The organism is Pseudofrankia saprophytica, from assembly GCF_000235425.2.
GTDB classification, from domain to species: Bacteria; Actinomycetota; Actinomycetes; order Frankiales; family Frankiaceae; genus Pseudofrankia; species Pseudofrankia saprophytica.
On record NZ_KI912266.1, the window covers coordinates 1,983,714 to 2,006,689 of the forward strand.

A 22,976-nucleotide genomic window follows, 5' to 3' on the forward strand; every position below is an offset into this window, starting at 1 on the left:
CCCCACCCTTGATCCGATCTTGTTGGGAGCCCGTGATGACCCGTCTACACGACGACCCGACCGCCACCGGCATCGTCGAACTACCCGAAGACTGGCTGATCCTGTCCGCCCGCCTCACCGGCGCGCTGCCCGCCCTGACCGACCGCGACGATGTGATCGTCAACTGCGCCCCGGGCGCGGGCCGGGGTTCGCCCGCCTGCTACCTGCCCCACCTCGGGCTGATCGAAATCGACGCGACCCACCTTGACGGGCTGAGCCCGACCGGCCTGGACCCGATGCGGCCGGCCGACCGGGACCGCTACCCGGTGGTCTGGGGGCTGCTCGCGCACGAAACCAGCCACGCCGACCACACCCGCTGGCGGCCCCCGGCGGGCACCCCGGCCCCGGTCACCGAAGCGGCGCTGATCCTGGAAGAAGCCCGGATCGAAGCCGCCCACCTTGCCCGCCGGCCCACCAGCCGGCGCTGGATACGCACGGCCATCACCCAGCTCATCCTCGCCGACTTCACCCCACCCACCCCCGAACCAACCCCAGATCCGGAACCAACCCCAGATCCGGAACCAACCCCAGATCCGGAAGCAGCCCCGGGTCCGGAAGCAGCCCCCACCACCCCGCCAGACCCGCCAGACCCGCCAGACCCGACGGATCCGGCGGCTACCGCACCGGCCGCTGCCTATCCGGCGTTGGCGTGGGGGATGACGGCGGCCGACGCCGCGCGGGCCGCGACCCTTTTGCTGGCCCGGGTGGACGCGGGCGTCCTGGACGCCGACGAAACCGCGAAGGTGCACACGGCGGTCGCCGACATCCTGGGCGAGGAGAAGTTCACCGACCTGCAGACAGTGTGGCGCGAAGCGCTGAGGACCGGCGACGAGGACGCCGACACGATGGTCGCTCTCGGGCGCCGCTGGTGCGACATCGGCGGGATCAACCCCGACCCGCCCCCCGCCGCCCCCGGCGAAGCTACCGACGCCGGTCAGCCGGGCGAAGGGGCGGGGCCGCAAGGCGAACCGTCACCGTTGGCACGGGCGGTCAGCGAAGCGCTCGGCGCCGTGCGCGAAGCCGACCGCCGCGACGATGAGCCACCGGACAGGCCGTCTGGTGGCGACCGGGAAGCGGAAAGGACGACCCGCGCCGACGCCAAGCGCCACGCCGACAGGGCGTCAAAGGTCAGCGATGATCATCGGTTCGCGGACGGCTACACCAACCTCGCCGGCCGCCGGGCGCCCACCGCGCGCGAACAGACCGCCGCCCGCCAGCTGGCCCGTGCCCTTCGCACCGCCGCCCGGCGTGAACCGACCACCCGCACGGTCACGTCGGCGACGCCGCCCGGGCGGCTACGGATGCGCGCGGCGCTCGCCGCCGACGCGCAACGCGCCGCCGGGGCCGTCCCCACCGCCGAACCGTTCACCCGCACCTTGCGGCGGACCACCCCCAGCCCGCCGCTACGGGTCGGGATCGCCGCCGACGTGTCCCTCTCGATGCGGATGGCGGCCGGCCCGGTCGCGTCCGCCGCCTGGATCCTCGCCCGCGCCACCAGCCACCTACCCGACGCCCACAGCGCCACCGTCATCTTCGGCCAACACGTCCGCCCCCTTGCCCGCGCCGGCCGCGCCCCCACCCACGTGACCGAATTCCAGACCGAAGACCTGACCGAAGACTTCGTCGGCGCCGTCGACACCCTGGACACCACCCTGGGCCTGTCCCGCCGCGACGGCGCCCGCCTGCTCGTCGTCATATCCGACGGCATCTTCGCCGGGGACTACCAGCAGACAGTCGGCCGGGCCCGGATAGACCGACTGGCCGCCGCCGGCTGCGCCCTGCTGTGGCTCACCAACGCCGACCACCTGAGCCGCTGGATGAGCGGCCTGACCGCCTACCGGCTCACCGACCCGGCCGCCACCGCCGACGCCATCGGCCGCGCCGCCGTCACCGCCCTACGCACCGCCTGATTCGAAAACTCAGTGAGTCGGCCCCGTTTCGTCACCCAGGTGCCGGAACGGGGGCGGGCTGGAGGGTGACGTGGTAGCCGAGTTGGCCGAGCTGGTCGACGAGTCGGCGGGCGGTGCGGGCCTTGCCGCGGTCGTCGAGGCGGTTGATGAAGTGGTCGGGGCCGAGGTCCTGGTAGGGCAGGTCGGTGGTGAGCATGTGCCAGACGGAGATGAGAACGGAGTGGCCGACAGCGACCAGTGCTCGTTTCTTGCCGCGGCGGGCGGCGATCCGCCGGTAACGGGCCGCGAGGTAGGTCCCCTTCGTGCGGCCGGCCGAGACGGCGACCTGGCCGAGGGCGGCCTTGAGCCAGGGGTCGCCGTGGCGGGTCGGCCCGTTGCGGGCGGTGGCTCCGGACTGGTTGTTGCCCGGGCACATCCCTGCCCAGGACGCCAGCGCGGCGGCCGAGGGGAACCGGGCCGGGTCGGCGCCGATCTCGGCGAGGATGACCTGCGCGGTGCGCCGGCTCGCGCCGGGCACGGTCTCGATCAGGTCGAGCTGGCGGCGAAAGGGACGGACCTGTTCGTCGATCTGGGCATCGAGGCGTGCCTCGGTGGCGCGGCAGGCATCGATCCGGTCGAGCATCGTGCGGGCGATGAACGCGTGATGCTCGTTGAAGTTGCCACTGAGCGCGTCGGCGAGGATGGTCCGCTTGCGGCGCATGGAGCCCAGCGCGAGCTCGGCCAGCACCTGGCCGTCGCGTTCACCGGCGATCAGCGCCTCGAGCATCGCGCGGGCGGAGACCCCGAGCAGGTCGGAGACGACCAGGGACAGCTTGACTCCGGCATCCTCAAGGAGCTTCTCGAGCCGCTGGGCTTCCCGGGTCCGCTCCCGGACGATCTCGGTGCGATAGCGGGTCAGGTCCCGCAGCTGACGGATCGGCTCCGGGGGCACGAACGAGGGACGGACCAGGCCGTGCTCGACGAGCCGGCAGATCCACTCGGAGTCCAGCACGTCGGTCTTACGCCCGGGGACGGACTTCATGTGCCGGGCATTGAGCAGCCAGCACTCCAGGTCGTGTTCGAGCAGGTAGAACACCGGCTTCCAGTAGGAGCCGGTCGCCTCCATCCCGACCACCGTGACCCGTTCGGCGAGCAGCCAGTCCCGCATCACCAGTAGATCCCGGGTCATCGTCGAGAACGTCCGGACCTCGCTCTTCCTACGTCGGCCCGCCCCCGGCAGCCGGACGCAGACCTTCACGTCGCCCTTGCTGATGTCGATGCCCGCGCACCGCTCATGCACCACGTCGTCCACGTGGCACCTCCCGCCTGGTCCCGACCGGGGCGGACCGCCCGGCGGGGATCTACCAGGTCAAGAGTCTGATTCACGTGCTCGAGGCAACAGTTCCGGGTGCCTGTCGATCAGATCCCCAGCGTCCTACTAACCCACGGGCTCCGGAACGCGCCAAGGCGGCACGACGTCAGCCAGACGATCCACAGACAGTTTTCACCCGATCAGGGTGCGCCGTCAGGCGCACGGGCTACTAACCCCCACAGGACCCGCCTGCCCGGCCACCACGGGCCGGGCAGGCGGGCCCACGGGACCCCACCCCGCCCATATGTCTGCGCTGCAGCGGCGCGTCGTCGCCCTGCGCCGATCACACCCCTTGAAAGGAAGGCCACCATGACATCCGAGCCTTACGTCCCGCCCGTCGTAGGCGAGACGGTCAGCCGCTTCACGGTCGTGCGTTACCGCGACGGTCAGCCAGACGGTGGCAAGGGCGGACTGGGCTGCGTCGTCGACGCGGTCGGAGAGGCCCGCCGCCCCTTCGACAAGGTCGTCGAGCTGCTGGAGCTGACCGACGGCCAACTGTCCGCCACGCACGTGTCCGCCGCGATCACGATCGATGATTTCGTGCCGGTGCTCTGGCTGGAACTCGCCTACCTCCCGCCACCATCCGACACCCCCGGCCGGTCCACCCCGCTCTACAAGGACGTCCTCGACCGGGGCGGCGCCTACACCGCCAACTACACCGACAGCGACCACCCCGACGTCGGGCCGCACCGCGACATCCTGCTCCCGAACGCCGCGTTCGCCGTCGAACTCGCCTTCGACCACCTCGTACAGCGGCTCGCCGGGCTGCGCGGCGCCGGCGCCCGGGCCGGCCACCGGTGGCAGCTGACCGCCACCGTCGGCCTGCATGAGCACACCGTCGCCCGGCTGCTGTGCCGCTACCAGCCACCCCCGCTCGACACCGTGCCCGCCACCGATCCCGCCTTCCGCACCGCGCTCGCTCTGTCCACCAACACCTGACCCCGAATCCCGCCTCCGGGCGGCGGCACAGGCCACCGCCCGGGCGCGCAGAAGGAGAAATCGCGATGAGGCTCGACCAGCTGGCGATTCGCCACGGTGATCATGTCGCCGGGCGGGCCGTCGAGTACCTGCCGCTCGACGACACCGTCACGATCGCTTGGCCCGACGGTCCGACCATCTACCCCACGGCCGCCCTGCGCGGTGTAGACCGGCAGGCGAGGCTCGTGCCGTACGGCGACGGTCCCCGCTTCGACGTCGCCGAGGGCCGGTGGGCCGTCTACTACCACGACGACGGGCCGCACCGTCGGTCCTACCGTTGCCACAGCGGGGTGCACTGGACCGCCTACCGGGCCGGGGACGCCGCGACCGCCTGGCAGATCTGGAACGACCGCGACAAGATCAGCAAGATTGTGCGGGACGTCGGTCGACGGATCACCGCGCTCGTCGTCCGCTACTACAACGACTACGCCGCCGTCCTCGACTTCCGCACCGGCGACGGCTTCCTCGGCGCGTTTACCTACCCCGCCGGCAGCCGCCACCAGGTGGCCGAGCCGCGCCATCGCTACCCGGCGGCGACCGTGCCCGAGGGCACCCGGCTGCCGCTGGCCGCGCTTCCCGCCGGGGCGGTGATCGACGCGACCGACGCCGCTGGCGCCGCCGACCGACGTCACCGGACCCTGCTGGTGCTCGACCGGCGCGGCCCGCGCACCGTCCGTCCCGGCAGGCCGACGCCGACGGTCACCCTCGCCGTGGTCGGCATGGCCGATGGCCAGCGCTGCGACCCCGCCGACGAGGTCATCGTCGACGACGGCGGCACCTACCGGATGGACCACTGGCCCCACACCCTGCCTGACCCTTTCCCAACCAGCTAAGACACCCCGATCCGGCTGGCCTTGGCGGCGCAGCTCGACACCAGAGAAGAACAGGGGCGGGCCCCGACGGGAGACTTCCCGTCGGGGCCCGCCCCTGTCTTGTGCGGAGAAAAGCCGCGGCGATCAGCAGGCGGCTACCGAGGCCCCGGCGCGCGGCGCGCCTGGACCTGGCATCTCATCCGGGCTCGGTGCCGGGACGTGATGGTCCTGGGTAGGCGCCGGCCTGGCGGGGACCGGCGTGCCGGCCGGTGCCGCTGCGCCGGTCGGGTTACGGCGGAAGACCAGGACCGGTTCGACGTCCCCGTAGTGCTCCTCGAAGAACAGGTCGTTGGCGAGCCAGAGCAGCGCTTCGATGAGGTCGATGCGGTTGGCGCCTGGGCGGACCGTCACCTCCACCGCGTCCAGACCGGCGGGGCGGACGGTGACTCGCTTGCGGTCGTCGAGGGGAAGGTGGGGGACGGGCTGCGGGTCGGGGGTGTCGGGCGAGACGATGCCCATGGGGCTTCTCTCCTTGGCTGTTGCAAGGGGTAGGGGTCTCTACGCCCCGGCGCGGGTGCTGTGAACACCCGCGCCGGGGCGGCCTGCTCCCGCCTGGGAAAAGACCCGGAGGCGCAGGCCGTGCCGGGGACGGCGGCTACCGCTGCTCGCGTCCCCACGCTGCGGGCATGGGCCGAGAACAAGGCTCGGCGGGTGCCCCCGCGTGGGGTGGTCCGCGTATCCAGAGCCTGGCCGCGCCGGTGGTCATCGGCGTGGGCTTTCCCGATCGCCGGGCGGGGCGAGCGGCCGGGGTCCGGGAGACGGTGCGGTGACGGACGCGGGGGTGGGAGCGGTGTCGAGTTCGGTGCAGATGTGCTCGACGCAGGTGACGAGGCGGGCCGTCTTGTTGGTGCGCAGGAGTTCGTGGCAGCCGCCGCTCACGCCGCTGGTGACCGGGCCGGGGACGACCATCACCGGGCGGCCCAGCGCGGTGGCGGCGCTGGTCGCCGCGAGTGACTTCCCGCCTCGGGCGGTCTCGACGAGGACGACGCCGCTGGCCAGGCCGGCGATGAGGCGGTGGCGGGCGGCGAGGCGGCGGCGGGACAGCGGCTGGCCGGGGACTGATGCCGTAACGACGACGCCACGCTCGCCCACGGTGTCCAGCAGGGCTCGGTGTCGGTGTAGCTCGTCGGTCGAGGCCAGCACCACCACCGCTGGGGCGACGCGGGCGGCGGCGGTCAGTGCGGCGGTGTCGATCCCGTGCGCGGCAGCGGCGATCACGGTGCGGCCTCGGTCGGCAAGTCCGCCACCCAGCTCGCCGGCCACGTGCAGGCCGTAGCCGCTCGCCACCCGGGAACCGACGACGGCGACCGCGCCCGGCGCGGTCACGGTGGCGAGGTGCGCCGGGCCGCGTGCCCACAGCGCCAGCACCGCGCCGGCGCGAAGCTCGCCGTCGACGTCGAGGCCTGAAAGGCCCGTCGGCCACTCGTCATCGCCGGGGCAGATCGGCCGCCATCCCGCTTCCTGCGCGATCCGCAGGGCATCGGCCGGGTCCGGGGCTGGGTGGCGGGCGGTGTAGCCGTGCCACGCGGCGACCGGCCCGGCGGCCCGGATCGCCCGGTAGGCATCGGGCGTGCATGGCCCGACCGTGAGAGCCAGCCCCACCCGGGCCAGCCGCTCCTCGGACGTCGACATGGACAGACCACCTCCGCACAGGGATAAGAGACGAAGAAGGAAGAACAAATCTCGGGGCAACGTCGCGGACAGCCAGGCGAGTGCGCAGGCTGTGGATCAGGAGTTCCGTGGCGGGCTTTCCTGGCCGAGCCGGGTGAGGCGGACCGTCCGGTTGGGGGCGCGCCGCGCCATCCTGGCGACCAGTGCGAGCCCGAAGAAAGGTTCTCCGATCACGAGGGACATCGGAATCCAGGCCCCGGTGCGCTTCACCTGCTGTTCGATCTGGAAACGGGCCGGCCCGGCGCACAGGTCCCGAAGCCAGACCGGTGCCGAGGTTGTGGACCCGGTCCGGCTCGCCGGCCCGACCACGACCGCGTCTCCACACAGAACCGCCTCGGTGAAGTCCGGATCCAGCGACGCGGCCAGCAGCAGCACCCGGGGATTCATCGGCAGCCCGTTGATCAGCCCTTCGTCGTTGACGAACAGAAAGACCTCGTCGTCCACATAGACCAGCTCGAAATTCCCGCCGACGAGCCGCTGGAAGCCGACCGGACTGTCGGCGTCGAGGCTTTCGACTCGGGCCGGCGTGGCCGGATCCGCCGGGATCACCACAACCTCGATCACCAGGCCACCTCCGCCCCCGCCGACGAGTCCGACAGGTCGGCAGCGTCCGGCACTGTGGGTGTGGTGGCTCGGGGGTGGTCGACGACGTGGCGCAGCAGGGGCAGCGGGTTGTCGAGCGAGAGCATCAACATCCAGTCCGCGACCTGGATCGACGGCACCCCGCCAGCGGGCGAGTCCTTGAACTGGATGACAGTGAGAACGTGCCCGATCTCGATCTCGAGGTCGCCACGCACGAAGCGCGGCCGCTCTCCCGACGGGTGGCGTCGGAACCCGGACTCGTGGAGAAACCCGACGACCGCGGCGATCGACCGGACCGGTGTCGAGGCGGCACCCGCCGGGCCGTGGTGATGGCAGGCCATCCGAAACTCCTCACAGAAAAATAGGAAACGGAAAAGAATCGACCCGCATCCAGCCGGCATCGCGGGCGGAGACGCGGAAATCCCGATCGGTGTTCGATGTGTGTGCCGTGGGCGCGTGGGAATGGTCGATCGACCGGACCATAACTTGATCAGAACGTGCACAGCAATCCCACCGCGAAAAGAGTCATGAAACCCGCCGATCGCGAACCGTCGGGAAAGGTTTTCCAAAGATATTTCTTGGCTGCAGACGGGTTAGCGAGGTACTGCTGAAAACGGCCCCAAATCCGGGGTGCATTCATCCCGCGCCGCATGCGTGAAGGGAACAATCCCCATGGCCGACCACGACGCCACCCCCGCGCCCGCCGCCGCCGTGCCCGATGACCTGGCCGACATCCTGGAGATCCTCACGACCGCCGACGGGCCGCTGACCGTCAGGCAGCTAGCCACCCAGGCCGGGGTGTCGCGGGCGACCGCGTCCACGTCCCTGGACCGCCTCGCCAAGATCGGCAGGGCTGGCAAGGCCGGACTGGACGCCACCGGGCCCGGCCGCCCCGCCGCCCGCTGGGCCGCCATCACGCCCGGCACCCCGGCCGGCGCCGACCCCGCCGACCCCGCTGCTGACGCTACCGGCGACCCGGACGGCGCCACCGCGCCCGCCACGACCCCCGACCCGACCGACCCGGACACCGCACCCGATGAGGCCGCGCCGGGCGACACCGCCGCACCGGACGGCTCGGACGACACGACCTCCGACGAGCCGCTCGCCGACACCGACAGCGAGCCTGCGCTGGGCACGGCGGCCCCGCAGCCACCCGCCAGCCCGGACGCCGACGCGCAGCCCGACATGGCAACCGAGGCTGAGCCCGACAGGGCTGAGCCGGGCCTTCCCAGCAGCGCGGACCCGGACGAGGCGGCCGGCGAGCAGAGCCCGCCCCCGACCGGCGACGTCACCGTGGCGGGCATACCTGTGCAGGGCCCGGTGGCGGTGTGTGCGGCGTTGACGTGCCCGCTGGCGGCCTGCCCGATCCGCACCGGCACCGGCGCCGCCCCCGCCGCGCCCCGTTCCCGGGCGCGGGCCGCCCAGCCCCCGGCCACCGGGCCGGCCGAGCAGCGCGTCAACGGCAACGGCTCCGCCCGGATGCGGCCGGGCCAGCTGGCCGGACAGGTCCTGGATTACCTACGCGCCAACGATGACGTCGCGTTCACCCCCGGTGAGATCGCCCGCGAACTTGTCCGGTCCTCGGGCGCGGTCGCCAACGCCCTAGCCAGCCTCGCCGGCCACGGCGCCGTCACCCAGGTCTCCGACAAGCCCCGCCGCTACCAGCACCTCGATGGCGCCGCGAACACCACCGCCCCCGCCGCTACCGCCTAAATGCATCCCCGCGCGGCGGCGCGCCGGGCCGGGCGGGCGGCACCACCCGTGCCGCCCGCCCGGCTGCTCGGGCCGCCGCCTGCCTGCCCGCACCCGGTGAAGGAAGCCCTGTGATGCCGCTGTTCGACCACGGCGCCCACGCCGCAACCCTGACCACCACCACCCACGCCGACAGCAAGATCACAATCCGGCCCGACACCGGCGACGCCGGAGACGCCGGACCGGTGATCCTGCTGCGGCTCGACGCGACGTGGACGCACACCGTCGCCGCGACCTACCTCGACCCCGACGAGGCCCGCCAGCTCGCCGCCGCCCTCACCCGCGCCGCCGACCACCCACCCACCACCCAGGCTGGCTGATCCTCTCCCGCCGCGCGCCCGCCACAACGCCGGCCGAGCCACCTACGAGCAGCCACATTTCCAGGAGATCAGCCGCCCATGCGCACTCCCGAAACCCCAGGCCGCCGGCCACGGACCCCGACCCCCCGACCGCTCGCCATGATCCCCACCGATATCCAGGTCGGGATCCGCCCCGTCCAGGAGACCCCGGCCAACGGGGACGGCAGCCCACGGCTGCGACCTGGCCAGCTCGCCGGACAGGTTCTTGAACTGTTGCGTGCCCGCCCTACCGCGGCCTTCTCGGTCGCCGACGTCGCCCGCGAGATTGTTCGCTCGACCGGCGCAGTCGGCCCCGCCCTTGACCGCCTCACCAAGGCCGGCGCGGTCCATCTCGTCTGTCCTCGCCCCCGGCTCTACCAATGCGCCCCACACCCCGTGGAACCGCCGCCCGACGGCACACATCCGCACGACCAGCCAACTGTGGACGTCCCCAACAACCCGACTCGCCGGCCCCTGATGCTTCGCCCGCTCGCCATAATCCCCACCGGCACCCAGGTCGGGATCCGCCCCGTCCAGGAGACCCCGGCCAACGGGGACGGCAGCCCACGGCTGCGACCTGGCCAGCTCCCCGCACAGATTCTCGAGCTGTTGCGCGCCCACCCCCACACGGTCGTCTCCGCGCCCGACGTCGCACGGGAACTCCGTCGCTCCATCGGCGCCGTCACTACCGCCCTCGACCGCCTCACCACCATCGGCCTGGTCCGCCTCGTCAGCCCTCGGCCCCGCCTTTACCAACTCCGCCAGCACCCTGCCGAACCCGCCACCGCTGCGGCCCACGGCAGCACACCGGCGGCGCCCATGTCGCTCGACGACGAGCCCGCCACCCTCTCTCAAACCGACATCACGATCAACGTGCGCGTCCAGACCGACGGCCACGGCTTCGTCGTCCTCCTGCGCCTCGACCCCGACGAGGCCCGCCAGCTCGGCGGCGCCCTTACCCGCGCCGCCGACCACGCGCCCACCACCCCGGCCGGCTGATCCGTTTCCCGCGCACCCGGGCCTAGACGAGTAATTCCGATCTCTGGTCAGTGGTCGTAGGCGATCAGGGAGCGGGTGACGGGCGCGGCGGTCTTGTTGTTGTGCCAGATCGCCGCGGCCATCGCCAGTAGGCGCTGGGCGACGCGGACCGCGACGCCCTCGAAGGTCCGCCCGCCGTGTTGTTCCAGGTCGAGTTGGCCCTTGAGGGTGTCGTTGACCGACTCGATGAGCTGGCGGACCTTCTTGAGCATCGGCTCGCCGTTGCGCGCCGTCTCGTCCTTGCGGTGCGGACGGAGCAGGTCGATGCGCTGCTCGGACAGTGCCGCCTCGAGGTCGTTCGAGGCGAACCCCTTGTCCGCGATCAGCAGGATCCGGTCTCGTTCGGCGATCAGGGCGGCGTCGTGGTCGAGCATCGCGGCGAGCACCTCCCGTTCGCCGATCTTCGGGTTGGCCAGTGCCCACAGGACGGGCATGCCGGTCGGGGTGCAGACCAGGTAGAGCTTGAGGCCCCAGTAGAACCGGGAGTGCGACGCGCAGTAGCCGTAGCCGGCCCAGCCGGCCATCTCGGAGCGCTTCACGGTCGGCCGGGACATCCCGCACGGGACGGGGGTGGCGTCGGTGATCCAGTGGTTGTCGAACCAGAAGTCGCTGTCGACCGCGACCGCCCTGATCGCCTCCTTGACCAGCGGCAGCGCCGTCTTCAGACGCCGGTTGTAGCCGGACTGGCCCGGCAGATACGGGAACATCCCGGTCAGATGCCTGCGGGCGTAGCGCAGCCAGCGGGCCTCGGAGTGGTGGCCGAGCAGGGCCTGGGCGACCGCGAGGCAGACGAGTTCGGAGTCGCTCAGCGTGGGTGGCCGTCCGGTCCGTCGTCTCCCTCCGATCCGGTCGTCGATCTTCACATAGAGTGCGGTCAGGAGGGTTTCCAGGTCTTGCGTCACAACTCGATCTTGGAAACCCTCTCTCCATGCCCGACCACCGGTCACCCAGACTTCGGACTTACTCGTCTAGCCCGAAATCCCCGGTCAGCCCGGGAAGGGCGCTGCGACCGCCGTTCCCGGGCGCTCATCCCCGTCCCCGCTCACCCATCCGCACGGAGGAACCATGTCCACGACCAGCGAGAACCACGCGTTCGCCCGCGAGGTAGGCATCCGACTACGCACCATCCGCACCCAGCAGGGCTACTCCCTCCAGAAGGTAGAGGCCCTATCCCACGGCCGGTGGAAGGTCCCGGCGGTCGGCTCCTACGAACGCGGCGACCGCATGATCAGCGTCCAGGCTCTCGCCGGGCTCGCCGCGTTCTACGGCGTCACCGTCCGCGACCTGCTGCCCGGCGGACGGCCCGGCCCGCTGCCACCGCGCACCGCCCGCCTCGTGCTCAACTTGCCCGCGCTGGCCCGCGTGCCCGGCGAGGACGCCGGGCCGCTGCGTCGCTGGGTCGCCGAGATCCAACGGGAACGCGGCGACTACGCCGGCCGCGTCCTCTCCATCCGCCACGACGACCTACGCACCCTCGCCACCCTCTACGACCGCACCCCCGACCAGCTGATCGACACACTCCGCCGGTGGAACGCCCTCGACCCCATGGGCGACGTCGGGAACCCCGCCGACACCGCCTGATCCCCACGCCGTAGCGGCGTGATCAGGACGGCACCGATAGCACGACCGCGCCCTCCCAGCGTCCACGCTGGGAGGGCGCACGGCCTGCCACAGCGAATCCGGGAAAACGGGTCGGCGCGCCCCCGTTCCGACGGCGGTCTCCGCATCCGACCGTCGGCCGTTGCCCGGCGGGCGTTGTGGCCGTGGCCGGATGCGCAGCGCACCGCCTTGAAGACGGTGCGTCTCCGACGGATAGGGTGAATTGCACCGATCGTCGGCCACGCGGAGGGGGCGTCGTGACGGAGACGGACGACTCACAAACCAGCGACGCCGGCTGGGACTGGACGAGCTCCACCGAGGATGCCGTGCGGGTGGATCTGCAGACCGATCGGCCGCACTCGGCCCGGATGTATGACTACTACCTGGGCGGTAAGGACAACTTCCCGGCCGACCGGGAGGCTGCGGCGCAGGCGCTGGCCGAGTTCCCGCACGGGCGGACGACCGCTCAGCAGAACCGGGCGTTCATGCACCGGGCGATCCGCTACCTCGTCGACGAGGTCGGCATCCGCCAGTTCCTCGACATCGGCACCAGCATTCCCACCAGCCCCAACCTGCACGAGGTCGCCCAGCAGGTCGCCCCGGACGCCCGGGTCGTGTACGCGGACAACGATCCGATCGTGCTCATCCATGCCCGTGCGCTGCTGACCGGCACGCCGGCTGGGCGCACTGCCTATCTGGCCGCGGACCTGCGTGACGTCGAGGCGATCCTCACGTCGGCCGAGCTGCGCGACACCATCGACCTGACCCGGCCGGTCGCGGTGTCGCTCGTCGCGATCCTGCACTTCTTCCCGGACGCCGACGACCCGTACGGCATCGTGCAGCGGCTGCTCGACGCGCTGCCGTCGGGCAGCCATGTGGTGATCAGCCATGTCACCGGCGACTACGCGCCCGAGACCTGGACCCAGTTGATCGAGACCTATCGCAGTCGGGGAATCCCCGCGCAGGCCCGCGGCCGCGGCGAGATTGCCCGGTTCTTCGAGGGTCTCGACCTGGTCGAGCCCGGGATACAGGTCGCGCACCGGTGGCGGCCCGACGGCGCCGTCCCGGCGGGTCTGACCGACGCTGAGGTCAGCGTCTACGGCGGCGTTGGCCAAAAGAAATGACCTAGCTCGCCCTACGAAGCACGGCGCGTGGCGCGGCGCAACGGGTGGTCGGTTCGCCGCTTGCGCGACGGGGCAGGTACAAGCGCGACCGCTGCGGCCAGCCCGGCGTGCGGTGCGTCGTCGGACACCTAGTGCTCGACAGGCCTGCCGAGGGTGGAACAGGCCCGGGCAGGGTCGCGCCGCTGATCGCGGGAACCGCGACAACGGTGCCGGTGGCGGGCGTCTGCCACCGGCACCGCGCTGGCGGGAAATGCGGTCGGTCCCGGGTCGACGTCGGCGGGGGGATCGCCTCGGTGTGTGTCACCGAGCCATCGCGCGGCCATTTGCCACATGCCCCGGCGGGCAACCGGCGCGCGCCGGGGCGTACTGCGTCGGCGCTTGGCGTCCGCCGAAGAGGAGGCGTTGTTGCCGGCGAGAAGCCGGCCAACCCCGCCCTCGCGTCAGCCTGGGCGCGGGCGACGCAGCAGCCGGGCAAGCAGCTGTTGAGCCTCCGGGGTGGGGTCGACGCCGAGGTCGAGATGATCGAGGGCGTCGACGAGGCGTTGGAAGGTGCGCCGCACAGCGTCGGGCCGGCCGCGGGCGGCGTGGATACGCATGGCGTGGACATAGAGGTCCTCGACCTGGGGCGCGAGCGCGATGGCCCGGTCGAGGTGGACGAGGGCGTGGTCGGGGTGGTCGTCGGCGTGGAGATCGGCGAGGTCGACGAGCACGGTCAGGGCGCGGTGTTCGAGGTCGGCGGCGGGGGCGGCGGACCATTCGTAGGCGGCGTCGCCGAACGGCCGGGCGGTGATGAGGGTGGCGGCAGCGGTGAGGGCGGTGATCCGGTCGGCGTCGGTGCGGACGCGGCCGGTGTGGGCGAGGGCACGGTCGAAGTCCCATAGGTCGACGGCGACGTGGGTCGGGTCGAGGCGGTAGCCGGTTTTCTTGTCGCCGGCGAGGTAGAGGGTGCCCGGCTCGCCGGTGGCGGCGCGCAGGGTGGAGCGCAGTTTCGCGATGTCCTGGTAGACGGCGTTGCGAGCGCGGGTCGGGTCGCGGTCGGGCAGGAGGTCTGCGGCGAGCTGGTCGCCGGGCACGCCGTCGGTGTGCAGAGCGAGGTAGGCGGCGATTTCGAGGCTGCGGGCGGACAGCCCGGCGCTGTGGGGCCGGCCGTCGAGGGTGAGCGCGGGCCTGCCGAACACGGTGAACCGCACCCGCGCTGTCCCTGGCGCCGGAGCCGGGGGCGGATCGTGCCGGGCAGACTCGACCGGCGGGACCGGGTCTGAGCGGGGCGGTGGCGCTTCGGGTGCGGGGCCGGGTGGGGCGCCTGGGATGCCGGCGGGGTCGGGGTGGAGATCTTGGACGAGGGTCAGCTCCAGCAGGTCGGCGGCCTGCTGGGGCGTGACCCGTAGCCACGGCGTGCCGGCGTCGGCGGGTGGGCTGGTCTGGCGGCTGTCGAGGTCGAGGGTGATCGCGTCGGGGGGCGGGCCGAGGGTGGACGGGTGCAGGCCGAGGCGGGCGCCGTCGCGGCCGAATGCGGCGACCTTGAGCAGGCCGAAACCGAGCGACCAGCAGATGATCGGCGACCACGGCGAGCGGTAGTAGTAACGGCGCATAAGGACTCCCGCCGATGCGGAGAAAGTTTTGACCCGGCAATTCCCGGGGATCGCGTTTGCACTACCGAGTCTTCGCCGCCGCCGCTATCCGCGCCGTTCTCAGACTGTCAAATCGCCAAGGCCAATTCCGGCGCGATCCTGGCGCGATCCCGGCGCCGAGGCGGCGCCAACCCGGCGGCGCCAACCCGGCACGAATCCGGCATGAACCCGGCGCCGATCCGGCGCCCGGCCGCGCGGATCGGGCTTCCAGCTGCGTCCTGTGCCGCCTCGACGCCCAGCCGGCGGACGGCGCACAACGGCGCCACAAGCCCCAGAAAATCGGCTGTCGTATCTGTTTGATGGCGAGCAGTGTCCGAAGGGTGCCCATCCGCGCACAGCCCGATCACGGAGGAGGGAACCATGCGTCGCCCCGACACCGCTGGACCGGCTGATCTCGTCGACCAGCTCGACGCGCTGGTGCGCGGACTGCTCGCGCACGGGGTGTCGCACCCGGCCGATCTCGTGGCCTCCGCCGACGGCCGCGCGCTGACCGACCTGGTCTTCCCGGCCGGCAGCAGGGCAGGCAGCGCGCATGACCGGGCGATCCGGACGCACCGGCTGATCGTCGCGGCGGTCGCCGCGCTCGGCCGGCCCGCCGCGCCCGCGCTCGAAGCCCTCCTCGACCTGCACCCGGCAGCCCGGCCCGCCAGTCGCCGCCCGATGCTCACCCGGACCGAACGGCGCGAGCAGGCCGGCACGTACTACCGGGTCGCGGGCGACACCATCCGCCGCCACCACGAACCCCGGCTTACCCGGATGCTGGCGCTGGAGCTGTACCAGCGGGCCCGGCTCGGCGACCTGACCACGCACGGCACGCCCGAGCACAGCCACCCCCGCCAGGCACCGCCCCCGCCCGACCGCTACCGACCCACCACGGCGACGCCCAACAGTCACCAGCCGCCCCGCGCACGCGGGTAGCGGGGGCCGAGCCAGGTGACGCCACCCGGCAACCCCGGGCGCGTCGGCCCGTATACGGTCGTGCGCCGCCTCGGTGCCGGGGGCATGGGAACCGTCTACCTCGCGCGGAACCCCGACGGCCATCCGGTCGCGGTCAAGGTCATTCACCACGCCCCGCGCGGCGCGGCGTTCCGCGTCCGGCTCGCGCGGGAAGTCGACTACGCCCGCCGGGTCCCGCGTTTCTACACGGCCGCGATTCTCGATGCCGACCTCGACGCCGAGCCGCCCTACCTGGTGACCGACTACATTCCCGGACCGACTCTCGCCAGCGCTGTCCGCACCGACGGGCGTCTTTCCGCGCTGGAGGTTCTCGGGCTCGCGGTCAACGTTGCCGCCGCCCTCACAGCGATTCACGGGGTCGGACTCATTCACCGTGACCTGAAACCAGGAAACGTGATCCTCTCACCGACCGGCGCGCGGGTGATTGATTTCGGCGTGTCCCGGGCGATCGACCCGGAACTGACTCTGATCACCGATCCGGGTCCTATCGGGACCCTGCCATTTATGGCGCCCGAACAGGTCACCGGCGGCGAGCCCACACCGGCCCTCGACGTCTTCGCGTGGGGCGGCCTTGTCATCTACGCCGCGACCGGTCGTTACCCGTTCGGCCGGCCACACAACGTCGCACGCCTGATCCAGGCCATCATCCGAAAGGCGCCTGACACGGCGGGGATCGACCCGCCGCTCGCGGCCCTCATCCACACCGCGATGGCCAAAGACCCCGGCCAACGTCCGACCGCCGCCGAGCTGTACCAGGAGCTGATCACACTTCCCGCTGGCGCCACGCCCCGAACCCGACGCAGCACCGACACCGATGCCGATGTGCCAACGACGTCAGAGCAGACGACGCAGACCCCCGCGCGCAACCTCGACCCGCCAACCCAGCAGCCACCGCGGCGCCCTCGCCTACGCGCACCCCGCATCCTCGCGGCGGCCACAGCCGCCGTCTTGGCGGCGACCCTTGCCATCACCCTGACCGTGATCCACCACACGCCCCCGGCACATACAGGCGGCCCGGCGGCGGCCACGACACGACCAGCGGCGCCCACCACGCCAACCCCCACGTCCCCACCGCTGGCCACGCTGCACACCACCGGTGCGGCCCGGACGGTCCGCTACGCCCCCGGCGGCGCGGTCCTGCTCATCACGAGTGACACCGCCAAACCCCGGCTAATCGACCTCACCGACCCGACCCACCCTCGCACCCTGGCCGACCTCGACACCCCACCCGCCACCGCCGCAGCGTTCTCCCCCGACGGCCAGACCCTCGCGACCGCTGACCCCGAGGCCATCCACCTGTGGGACGTCACAGATCCATCGAATCCCGCCTCGCTCTCGACCATCACGAGCGACGAGATTCGACACCTCGCGGTCGGCGCCGATGGCACCCTCGCAGGCGGCAATACCGCCGGTGTCGTTCACTTCTGGGACATCACCGACCGCGCCGACCCGGAACACATCGGAGAAATCCAAACAGAAGCCGGCCCGATCGTCGGACTCGCCTACACCCCCGGAAACACCACTCCCATTCTCGCGACCGCCCTTGCCGCCCAATTACGAGACACCACGCAGGCGGCGCTTATAGGCGCTATTCCGGCCGTCTCCGGCGGAATCATCGGCATCGCCGTGAGCCCCGACGGGAAAAAGCTCGCCACCGCCGAACGAGACAGCTCAATACATCTGTGGAACATCGAAGACCCGACGCGCGTCACCGAAATCAGCCGCACCCTCGGACCAGGCCGAGCCGCCGCGTTCACGTCCGACAATCGGACGCTCGCCGTCGCAGCCACCGACCACACCGTCCACATCATCGACCTCAGTAACCCCGCCGCACCCCGAAACGTCATCACCTTCAGCGGCAACCGGAACGACCTCACCGCCATCGACACCAGCCCCGACGGGCAAACCCTCACCACCGCATCCCAAGACGGCACGGTCACCATCTGGCCCGGATCGCCATAGCTATCCACTCGCCAATACCAGCAACTACCAGCGACAGAGCGCAGCACTACAGCTTCCTCGGCCTGCCCCTGACCACCCGGGCGAACAGCATCACGGCGTCCCACCGGCCTTCGGAGCGATGCCAGCCGCGATGCTTCCACCGGCGGTCCGAGCCTGTGTGGGCGAACCAGACCCGGACCGTCGCCAACCAGCGACCTGCTTCGCGCCTGTCTCTCTCGTCGCCACAACCCTGGCCGGAACGAAGCCTTCGGCATGATCACGCGGCAGCCCTCCAGCGGTGTGGGCGTCGGAGCGGACGGCGGTCGCCGGCCCGCGGGTGGTTGGGACCGCGTCGCGGGTGCTCTACGAGACACTGGCCGGGGTTTTCGCGTCACTGGGGTTCGACGCGCTGGGCGACGAGGTGTTCCGGGATCTGGTGATCGCCCGGCTGGTCGAGCCGACGTCGATCCTCGACACCGGCCGGGTGCTGGTCGATCTCGGCGTCACGCCGGCGAGCGAGAAGACGATGCGCCGCACGCTGCTGCGCGCGCAGCGCGATGGCCACCGCGACCGGCTCGCCGGGCTGTGTTTCACCCACGCCCAGGCCAGCGGTGATGTCTCGTTGTGTCTCTACGACGTGACCACGCTCTACTTCGAGGCGGAGAACGAGGACGACCTGCGGAAGGTCGGCTATTCGAAGGAACGCCGCGTCGACCCGCAGATCGTCGTCGGCCTGCTCGTCGACCGGTATGGCTTCCCGCTCGAGATCGGCTGCTACGCGGGCAACAAGGCCGAGACCGCGACGATCCTGCCGATCGTCCGCCAGTTCAAGGCGCGTCACGGCCTGGAGAACCTGGTGGGTGATGAATGGTCACGTGTCCTCTCCAGCAGGGAGCGCGGTCATATCAGCGCGCAGGATCAGCGGTCGAGGTGGCGGCGTGCTACGGCTGCGTAGCAGGACACGTCGGCGTCGGTCAGCTCGCTGTCTGGTGCGTCATTGTCGGGTTGCCAGCGGTGCGCGACGGTGAGCCCGGGCGGGGCCAGGTCGAGGCCGGTGAAGAAGCGTTCGACTTCGGCCAGGCTGCGTGCTCGGACGGAGATGCCACGGGCCTGGTAGACGGCCGCGGCCTTGTCGGCCTGCTCGGGGGCGAAGTCGGCGGTGGCGTGCGTGAGGACCAGGTGGCTGCCGTCGGGCAGCGCGTCGAGCAGCGTCTGAACGATGCCGTAGGGGTCGTCGGCGTCGGGGATGAAATGCAGGATCGCGTTCAGGGACAAGGCGACCGGGAGGGACAGATCGAAGGTGTCACGTACCTCGGCGGAGCCGAGGATCTTCTCCGGGTCGCGTAGGTCGGCGTCCAGGTAAGCGGTGGCGCCTTCTGGCCGGCTGGTCAGCAAAGCGCGGGCGTGCACCAGAACGAGCGGATCGTTGTCGACGTAGACGATCCGGGCGTCGGGAGCGATCGACTGTGCGATCTCGTGCAGGTTCGGCGAGGTCGGGATCCCGGTGCCGATATCCAGGAACTGGCGGATCCTCCCCATGGTGGCGAGATACCTGACCGCACGGCCCAGGAACGCCCGATTGCACCTGGCCACTGTCCGCGCCTGGGGAAAGTCACGCAGGACCGCCTCGGCGGCCTCCTGATCGGCGGGATAGCTGTTCTTACCGTCCAGGTAGTAGTCATACATACGGGCCGAATGCGGCCGGTTCATGTACAGCTCCGTGCCCGATGCTTGGGACGGTGAATCGCTCGTGGTCATGGTCCTGCTAGTCCTTTACGTGATTACAAGGGGCGACGATGAAGGCGGTCAAGGGCTCGGTTTTGACTCACCGGGAAGGGTGGTGAGTGGCGGGACTGTGTTTGGGCGCGCGAAAGGTGCCCTCTCCTCACGGGAAGATCAAACTGCGGCGGTGGCAGGGATGTGCCGGCCTCGACCTGACGGTTTTGGGAACGGTTGCCGGTGATCAACGCCAAAGACCGGCGGCCAGGCTCAGGTAGCGCGATGCGGAGGCCCGCGGTGCGACGATCACGGTCGCGATTTCGTCCGGACGGGAGCGGACGCGCTGCGGCGCTCCGACAGGGCACAGCCCGTGCGCGGGCTTACCCCGGTGAGAAGGCCGTCGCGGATCCGTCGTAGCAGGACCAGGTCATGGACAGCCGGAGCGTCACCGACCGCGAGAGCCGTCGGCGCCCGGCGAGGCAGAGACCGCGACTCGTCACCGCGGCCGGCCTCGGGCCTGTCATGGTCCAACGCGGCCCAGACAATCTTGCCTGGCCCTGTCGCAGTCGGATAGGAGCCCCAGGTGGCCAGCGCGTCGACGAGGTGGAGTCCGTGTCCGGACTCGGCCAGCGGGTCGGGCATGGAGCGGGCGGGCATGGCGGGCGCGGTGTCGAAGACCTCGATCACAAGTCGGCGGTCAGTGTCGGTGAGCCGAACGGCGATCCAATGGGAGAGCGGGTCCGGCGTGTTGGTGTTCGTGGAGGCGGTGACCGCATTGGCGACAAGCTCGCTGATCACGAGCTGCGCGTCGTCCAGAAGCGAGAGCAGCCGCCATCCCGACAGCGTCGCGTGTGTCTGCCAACGGGCGACGGCAGGTGCGGCCGGGGTGGAGGCCAGCCATCGCACGATCGAGCGATTCGCTTCCACCTTGTCACGCACCGTCAACTGCCGCGGCATGCCGGCGGGCAGGGCCTTTGCCGCTGCGCTGGTAGTTGACAGCTCTGGCGTGCGAGGGGATCCGGAGGACAGCCGATTCGGGTCGCGACCTCCGGAAGATTCGAAGCAGGTCATGGAGGCCACTCCGGCGCGAGGGAGGGGGCAAGTCGATACCGCTTGGCTTGGCGAAGGTGGTCCCGAGTCCATGGGCGCCTCGCCGTCAGTGCTGTCGCTTGGCGTGCCACCGTTCATGCTCGACGTGTCCACCACGCACCCCTGGTCGCTGTGGCCCGCATCGGCTGTCGCCGGCAGGGCCCGGCGCACGATCCCCGCCGGCCTGATCAGGAAACCCGGCCACCAGCACGGGCGGTACCCTCCACAGCCCGTCCAATGGCAACCAGCCGATGACGGAAGGTAGCCACGTCCGATAGCCTCATGCTGGGGGTTTGCATCATCCGCAGTCTGACCAGTCGGGAGGGCCCGCGTGCCGATCAGATCGGTGTTCTTCGACGTAGGTGAGACGATCGTGGATGAGTCCCGGGAGTACGGGACGTGGGCGGACTGGCTAGAAGTGCCTCGGCACACGTTTTCCGCGGTGTTCGGCGCCGTGATCGCCCGCGGGCTGGATTACCGGGAGGTATTCCAGGTGTTCCGGGCCGGATTTGACCTCGGGGCGGAGCGGGAGTGGCGCGCGGCGGCCGGTCAGCCGGAGTCGTTCGGCGAGGAGAACCTGTACGCCGATGCGCGGCCGTGCCTGGCAGCGCTACGCGCAGAGGGTCTGCTGGTCGGCCTGGCGGGGAACCAGACCGCCCGCGCCGAGGCCATCCTGCGGGCATTGGATCTCCCCGTTGACGTGATCGGCACGTCGGACGGCTGGGGTGTGGAGAAGCCATCGGCGGAGTTTTTTCACCGCGTCGTCGTCGAAGCGGGTTGCCCGGCCGGTGAGGTGCTCTACGTCGGTGACCGGCTCGACAATGACATCCGCCCCGCGCAGGCCGTTGGCATGGCGACCGCTCTCATCCGTCGGGGCCCGTGGGGCTACATCCTTGAGGATCCTGCAGTCGCCGACCGCTGCCTGTTTCGCCTCGACTCTCTGACCGACCTATCAGATCTGGTGCGCAAACGCAACGAGGCGAACTGACACTCTGTAGATGGAGGTCAGGATGCTGGTGACAGTGCTCTGATCTGCCCGTCGATGTTTTGACCGTGCTTGCTGTCTCCCAGCATTGGCCGGATCGCGCGTACGCGGTCCATCCCGGTCGCGTACCAGTCGGTGGCGAGCGTCTCGATCGCTTGACCAAGGTAGTCAGCGACGCGGTCGCCATCCCGGCCGTGTGCTCCGGCAAGATCGGCGAGGATGACGCTGCGCTGTTTGCTTCCCCGCGTGCCGAGCTGGTCCGCCGCCGCGGCCAGTCGGCGGGCAGCTTCCGGATGATCGCCCGTTGTGAGGGCGGCGTAGCCGGCGAAGGAATCAAGACGGGCCGCGTCGTAGAAGTCGAACCACGTGAGATCGCCGGCATCGTCGGGCAGCGAGGCTTCGGCGAGGTCGATCTGGTGGCGGCTGGTTGTCGCGGCGCCGTTTCTGGCTTCGATCTCGGAGGACACGCAGTGCAGCCAGGACCGGACGATGGGGTGGACGCCGTGCCAGCAGTGCTGCAGCGCGGCGGTGATCAGGTTCCGCGCACTGTCAGGGTCCTGGCTGAAGGCGGGGACGAAGGCCATGTGGCCGAGGACTGTGGCGGCGAGTGCGTGGTCGCCGGCCTCCTTGCTGGCTGTGAGGGCGACCTCGTAGCAGCGTGTGGCGATGGCAGGCTGGCCGAGGTCAAAGAAGGCGAGGCGTCCGGCGAGCAGCGCCGACTGGACCAGCCCGGCGGCAAGAGCAGCGCGCTGCGTGCCGCTAGCGCCGCGCAAGAGTGCGACGCCCAGGTGGGTGTGCGCGAAGGAGGCTTCGAATAGCGGACGCGGAGGACTGTTCCAGTACAGTTCTCGTTGACCGTTCGCGATTTCCGTGTAGGTCTCGGGGTCCACCTGGAAAGATCTAGTCTGCGAGTCGTCCTCGGCCGACGTTGCGGACAGCAACGGGCTCAGCAGCGGTAGCGCTCCTGCTCCAAGTAGTGCGCGAAGGACGGCCGCGCGGTCCCAGTTCGCGTCACCAATCGCGCCAGACTGCATGCCGTCTGTCCTCCCCGTAGCGACGTCAGGGCGCATCTTTAGCTCGGCTGGCGTGAGCAGGCCGAGCTCGCTCGCGGGCTTTTCGAACACGGTCACCAGGTGTTTGCGGTAACGCGGCTCGGGGTGTCGCTCGCCGGTCTCCCATCGCCTGACCGTATTGGCGGACAGGCCGGTGTACGTCTCGCCGGCGTGGTCCATCTCCATGCCGACGCGGCGGGCGACCTCGTCGTGTGACCAGCCATGTTGGAGTCGTTCCCAGGCCAGATTCCGGTTCGGGGGATGACGATTACTCGCCACGCCGCACCTCCAACGTCTTGTCGGGCAGGTGTCGTCGACCAGCATGAGGCTATCGGACGTGGCTACCTT

At 70.9% G+C, this 22,976-nt stretch carries 21 protein-coding genes and 1 pseudogene; 12 read left to right on the top strand and 10 right to left on the bottom strand.

The features are described 5' to 3' along the window. Positions 1–35 precede the first annotated feature (35 nt). On the top strand, positions 36–1,949 hold the full coding sequence (locus FRCN3DRAFT_RS52800) for a hypothetical protein (RefSeq protein ID WP_007512247.1): 1,914 nt from the start codon (positions 36–38) through the stop codon (positions 1,947–1,949). Between the two features lie 31 nt (positions 1,950–1,980). On the opposite strand, the gene FRCN3DRAFT_RS0208310 is transcribed toward FRCN3DRAFT_RS52800, so the two are convergent. Continuing rightward, positions 1,981–3,240: an IS110 family RNA-guided transposase gene (locus FRCN3DRAFT_RS0208310; protein WP_007517014.1), complete on the bottom strand. Its 1,260-nt coding sequence runs from the start codon at positions 3,238–3,240 to the stop codon at positions 1,981–1,983. A 369-nt stretch (positions 3,241–3,609) separates the two neighbouring features. On the opposite strand from FRCN3DRAFT_RS0208310, the gene FRCN3DRAFT_RS0208315 reads away from it, so the two are divergent. Both FRCN3DRAFT_RS0208315 and FRCN3DRAFT_RS0208320 read left to right on the top strand, forming a co-directional pair. Beyond that, positions 3,610–4,239, top strand: a complete 630-nt coding sequence (locus FRCN3DRAFT_RS0208315; protein ID WP_007507568.1) for a hypothetical protein — start codon at positions 3,610–3,612, stop codon at positions 4,237–4,239. A 65-nt stretch (positions 4,240–4,304) separates the two neighbouring features. After that, entirely contained in the window at positions 4,305–5,111 is an 807-nt protein-coding gene (locus FRCN3DRAFT_RS0208320; RefSeq protein ID WP_007507570.1) for a hypothetical protein, read from the top strand. A gap of 123 nt (positions 5,112–5,234) precedes the next feature. On the opposite strand, the gene FRCN3DRAFT_RS43315 is transcribed toward FRCN3DRAFT_RS0208320, so the two are convergent. The 4 genes from FRCN3DRAFT_RS43315 to FRCN3DRAFT_RS53930 all read right to left on the bottom strand — a co-directional run bounded on the left by FRCN3DRAFT_RS43315 (position 5,235) and on the right by FRCN3DRAFT_RS53930 (position 7,744). Further along, positions 5,235–5,609 carry a hypothetical protein gene (locus FRCN3DRAFT_RS43315; RefSeq protein WP_007507571.1) on the bottom strand — a complete coding sequence of 125 codons (375 nt, stop codon included), beginning with the start codon at positions 5,607–5,609 and terminating at the stop codon, positions 5,235–5,237. Between the two features lie 243 nt (positions 5,610–5,852). Beyond that, positions 5,853–6,782: a DNA-processing protein DprA gene (locus FRCN3DRAFT_RS43320; RefSeq protein WP_007507573.1), complete on the bottom strand. Its 930-nt coding sequence runs from the start codon at positions 6,780–6,782 to the stop codon at positions 5,853–5,855. 96 nt (positions 6,783–6,878) lie between these two features. Further along, positions 6,879–7,385, bottom strand: coding sequence for a DUF3846 domain-containing protein (locus tag FRCN3DRAFT_RS53925; RefSeq protein ID WP_007507575.1), 507 nt, complete (start codon positions 7,383–7,385; stop codon positions 6,879–6,881). Next, positions 7,382–7,744, bottom strand: a complete 363-nt coding sequence (locus FRCN3DRAFT_RS53930) for a hypothetical protein (RefSeq protein ID WP_007507577.1) — start codon at positions 7,742–7,744, stop codon at positions 7,382–7,384. The genes FRCN3DRAFT_RS53925 and FRCN3DRAFT_RS53930 overlap by 4 nt, the downstream gene beginning before the upstream one ends. Before the next feature lie 331 nt (positions 7,745–8,075). Here FRCN3DRAFT_RS53930 and FRCN3DRAFT_RS0208345 point away from each other — a divergent pair, with 331 nt between their 5' ends. The 3 genes from FRCN3DRAFT_RS0208345 (at position 8,076) to FRCN3DRAFT_RS0208355 (ending at position 10,492) form a co-directional block, all read left to right on the top strand. Beyond that, complete coding sequence (locus tag FRCN3DRAFT_RS0208345; RefSeq protein ID WP_007507579.1) at positions 8,076–9,116, top strand: winged helix-turn-helix domain-containing protein; 1,041 nt, start codon at positions 8,076–8,078, stop codon at positions 9,114–9,116. 113 nt (positions 9,117–9,229) lie between these two features. Then, positions 9,230–9,475, top strand: a complete 246-nt coding sequence (locus tag FRCN3DRAFT_RS0208350; protein ID WP_007507580.1) for a hypothetical protein — start codon at positions 9,230–9,232, stop codon at positions 9,473–9,475. A 78-nt stretch (positions 9,476–9,553) separates the two neighbouring features. Next, complete coding sequence (locus FRCN3DRAFT_RS0208355; RefSeq protein WP_007507582.1) at positions 9,554–10,492, top strand: helix-turn-helix domain-containing protein; 939 nt, start codon at positions 9,554–9,556, stop codon at positions 10,490–10,492. A 47-nt stretch (positions 10,493–10,539) separates the two neighbouring features. Here FRCN3DRAFT_RS0208355 and FRCN3DRAFT_RS0208360 read toward each other — a convergent pair whose 3' ends face one another. Continuing rightward, positions 10,540–11,433: an IS982 family transposase gene (locus FRCN3DRAFT_RS0208360; protein ID WP_007507587.1), complete on the bottom strand. Its 894-nt coding sequence runs from the start codon at positions 11,431–11,433 to the stop codon at positions 10,540–10,542. A 163-nt stretch (positions 11,434–11,596) separates the two neighbouring features. On the opposite strand from FRCN3DRAFT_RS0208360, the gene FRCN3DRAFT_RS0208365 reads away from it, so the two are divergent. Both FRCN3DRAFT_RS0208365 and FRCN3DRAFT_RS0208370 read left to right on the top strand, forming a co-directional pair. Further along, positions 11,597–12,112, top strand: a complete 516-nt coding sequence (locus FRCN3DRAFT_RS0208365; RefSeq protein ID WP_007507589.1) for a transcriptional regulator — start codon at positions 11,597–11,599, stop codon at positions 12,110–12,112. A gap of 275 nt (positions 12,113–12,387) precedes the next feature. Next, the gene (locus FRCN3DRAFT_RS0208370; protein ID WP_007507591.1) at positions 12,388–13,254 is read left to right on the top strand and encodes an SAM-dependent methyltransferase; all 867 of its coding nucleotides are present in this window, start codon (positions 12,388–12,390) and stop codon (positions 13,252–13,254) included. 440 nt (positions 13,255–13,694) lie between these two features. On the opposite strand, the gene FRCN3DRAFT_RS0208375 is transcribed toward FRCN3DRAFT_RS0208370, so the two are convergent. Further along, positions 13,695–14,846 (bottom strand): AfsR/SARP family transcriptional regulator, encoded by a 1,152-nt coding sequence (locus FRCN3DRAFT_RS0208375; protein WP_007507593.1) that lies wholly within the window; start codon positions 14,844–14,846, stop codon positions 13,695–13,697. 399 nt (positions 14,847–15,245) lie between these two features. On the opposite strand from FRCN3DRAFT_RS0208375, the gene FRCN3DRAFT_RS49300 reads away from it, so the two are divergent. The 3 genes and pseudogenes from FRCN3DRAFT_RS49300 to FRCN3DRAFT_RS0208395 all read left to right on the top strand — a co-directional run. After that, complete coding sequence (locus FRCN3DRAFT_RS49300; RefSeq protein WP_007507595.1) at positions 15,246–15,803, top strand: hypothetical protein; 558 nt, start codon at positions 15,246–15,248, stop codon at positions 15,801–15,803. 60 nt (positions 15,804–15,863) lie between these two features. Continuing rightward, on the top strand, positions 15,864–17,804 hold the full coding sequence (locus FRCN3DRAFT_RS43330; RefSeq protein WP_269799852.1) for a WD40 repeat domain-containing serine/threonine protein kinase: 1,941 nt from the start codon (positions 15,864–15,866) through the stop codon (positions 17,802–17,804). Positions 17,805–18,117: 313 nt separating this feature from the next. Continuing rightward, positions 18,118–18,645: pseudogene (locus FRCN3DRAFT_RS0208395) on the top strand (IS1634 family transposase); the annotation flags it as partial. A gap of 56 nt (positions 18,646–18,701) precedes the next feature. On the opposite strand, the gene FRCN3DRAFT_RS0208400 reads toward FRCN3DRAFT_RS0208395, so the two are convergent. Continuing rightward, the gene (locus FRCN3DRAFT_RS0208400; protein WP_035924512.1) at positions 18,702–19,541 is read right to left on the bottom strand and encodes an SAM-dependent methyltransferase; all 840 of its coding nucleotides are present in this window, start codon (positions 19,539–19,541) and stop codon (positions 18,702–18,704) included. Positions 19,542–19,808: 267 nt separating this feature from the next. After that, positions 19,809–20,708: an ATP-binding protein gene (locus tag FRCN3DRAFT_RS49305; protein WP_157845191.1), complete on the bottom strand. Its 900-nt coding sequence runs from the start codon at positions 20,706–20,708 to the stop codon at positions 19,809–19,811. 214 nt (positions 20,709–20,922) lie between these two features. Here FRCN3DRAFT_RS49305 and FRCN3DRAFT_RS0208410 point away from each other — a divergent pair, with 214 nt between their 5' ends. Beyond that, positions 20,923–21,579, top strand: coding sequence for an HAD family hydrolase (locus FRCN3DRAFT_RS0208410; protein WP_007507606.1), 657 nt, complete (start codon positions 20,923–20,925; stop codon positions 21,577–21,579). Positions 21,580–21,596: 17 nt separating this feature from the next. Here the strand turns inward: FRCN3DRAFT_RS0208410 and FRCN3DRAFT_RS0208415 are convergent, their stop codons facing one another. Then, positions 21,597–22,952 carry a helix-turn-helix domain-containing protein gene (locus FRCN3DRAFT_RS0208415; RefSeq protein ID WP_232793969.1) on the bottom strand — a complete coding sequence of 452 codons (1,356 nt, stop codon included), beginning with the start codon at positions 22,950–22,952 and terminating at the stop codon, positions 21,597–21,599. Positions 22,953–22,976 lie beyond the last annotated feature (24 nt).

What these genes read in the sequence shown, in the direction of transcription:
- FRCN3DRAFT_RS43315 (WP_007507571.1), bottom strand. Translation starts at nt 5,609, where the DNA reads ATGGGCATCGTCTCGCCCGACACCCCCGACCCGCAGCCCGTCCCCCAC.
- FRCN3DRAFT_RS0208375 (WP_007507593.1), bottom strand. Translation starts at nt 14,846, where the DNA reads ATGCGCCGTTACTACTACCGCTCGCCGTGGTCGCCGATCATCTGCTGG.
- FRCN3DRAFT_RS0208315 (WP_007507568.1), top strand. Translation starts at nt 3,610, where the DNA reads ATGACATCCGAGCCTTACGTCCCGCCCGTCGTAGGCGAGACGGTCAGC.
- FRCN3DRAFT_RS52800 (WP_007512247.1), top strand. Translation starts at nt 36, where the DNA reads ATGACCCGTCTACACGACGACCCGACCGCCACCGGCATCGTCGAACTA.
- FRCN3DRAFT_RS0208350 (WP_007507580.1), top strand. Translation starts at nt 9,230, where the DNA reads ATGCCGCTGTTCGACCACGGCGCCCACGCCGCAACCCTGACCACCACC.
- FRCN3DRAFT_RS0208345 (WP_007507579.1), top strand. Translation starts at nt 8,076, where the DNA reads ATGGCCGACCACGACGCCACCCCCGCGCCCGCCGCCGCCGTGCCCGAT.
- FRCN3DRAFT_RS49300 (WP_007507595.1), top strand. Translation starts at nt 15,246, where the DNA reads ATGCGTCGCCCCGACACCGCTGGACCGGCTGATCTCGTCGACCAGCTC.
- FRCN3DRAFT_RS0208355 (WP_007507582.1), top strand. Translation starts at nt 9,554, where the DNA reads ATGCGCACTCCCGAAACCCCAGGCCGCCGGCCACGGACCCCGACCCCC.
- FRCN3DRAFT_RS0208320 (WP_007507570.1), top strand. Translation starts at nt 4,305, where the DNA reads ATGAGGCTCGACCAGCTGGCGATTCGCCACGGTGATCATGTCGCCGGG.
- FRCN3DRAFT_RS0208400 (WP_035924512.1), bottom strand. Translation starts at nt 19,541, where the DNA reads ATGACCACGAGCGATTCACCGTCCCAAGCATCGGGCACGGAGCTGTAC.
- FRCN3DRAFT_RS0208415 (WP_232793969.1), bottom strand. Translation starts at nt 22,952, where the DNA reads ATGCTGGTCGACGACACCTGCCCGACAAGACGTTGGAGGTGCGGCGTG.
- FRCN3DRAFT_RS43320 (WP_007507573.1), bottom strand. Translation starts at nt 6,782, where the DNA reads ATGTCGACGTCCGAGGAGCGGCTGGCCCGGGTGGGGCTGGCTCTCACG.
- FRCN3DRAFT_RS0208365 (WP_007507589.1), top strand. Translation starts at nt 11,597, where the DNA reads ATGTCCACGACCAGCGAGAACCACGCGTTCGCCCGCGAGGTAGGCATC.
- FRCN3DRAFT_RS53930 (WP_007507577.1), bottom strand. Translation starts at nt 7,744, where the DNA reads ATGGCCTGCCATCACCACGGCCCGGCGGGTGCCGCCTCGACACCGGTC.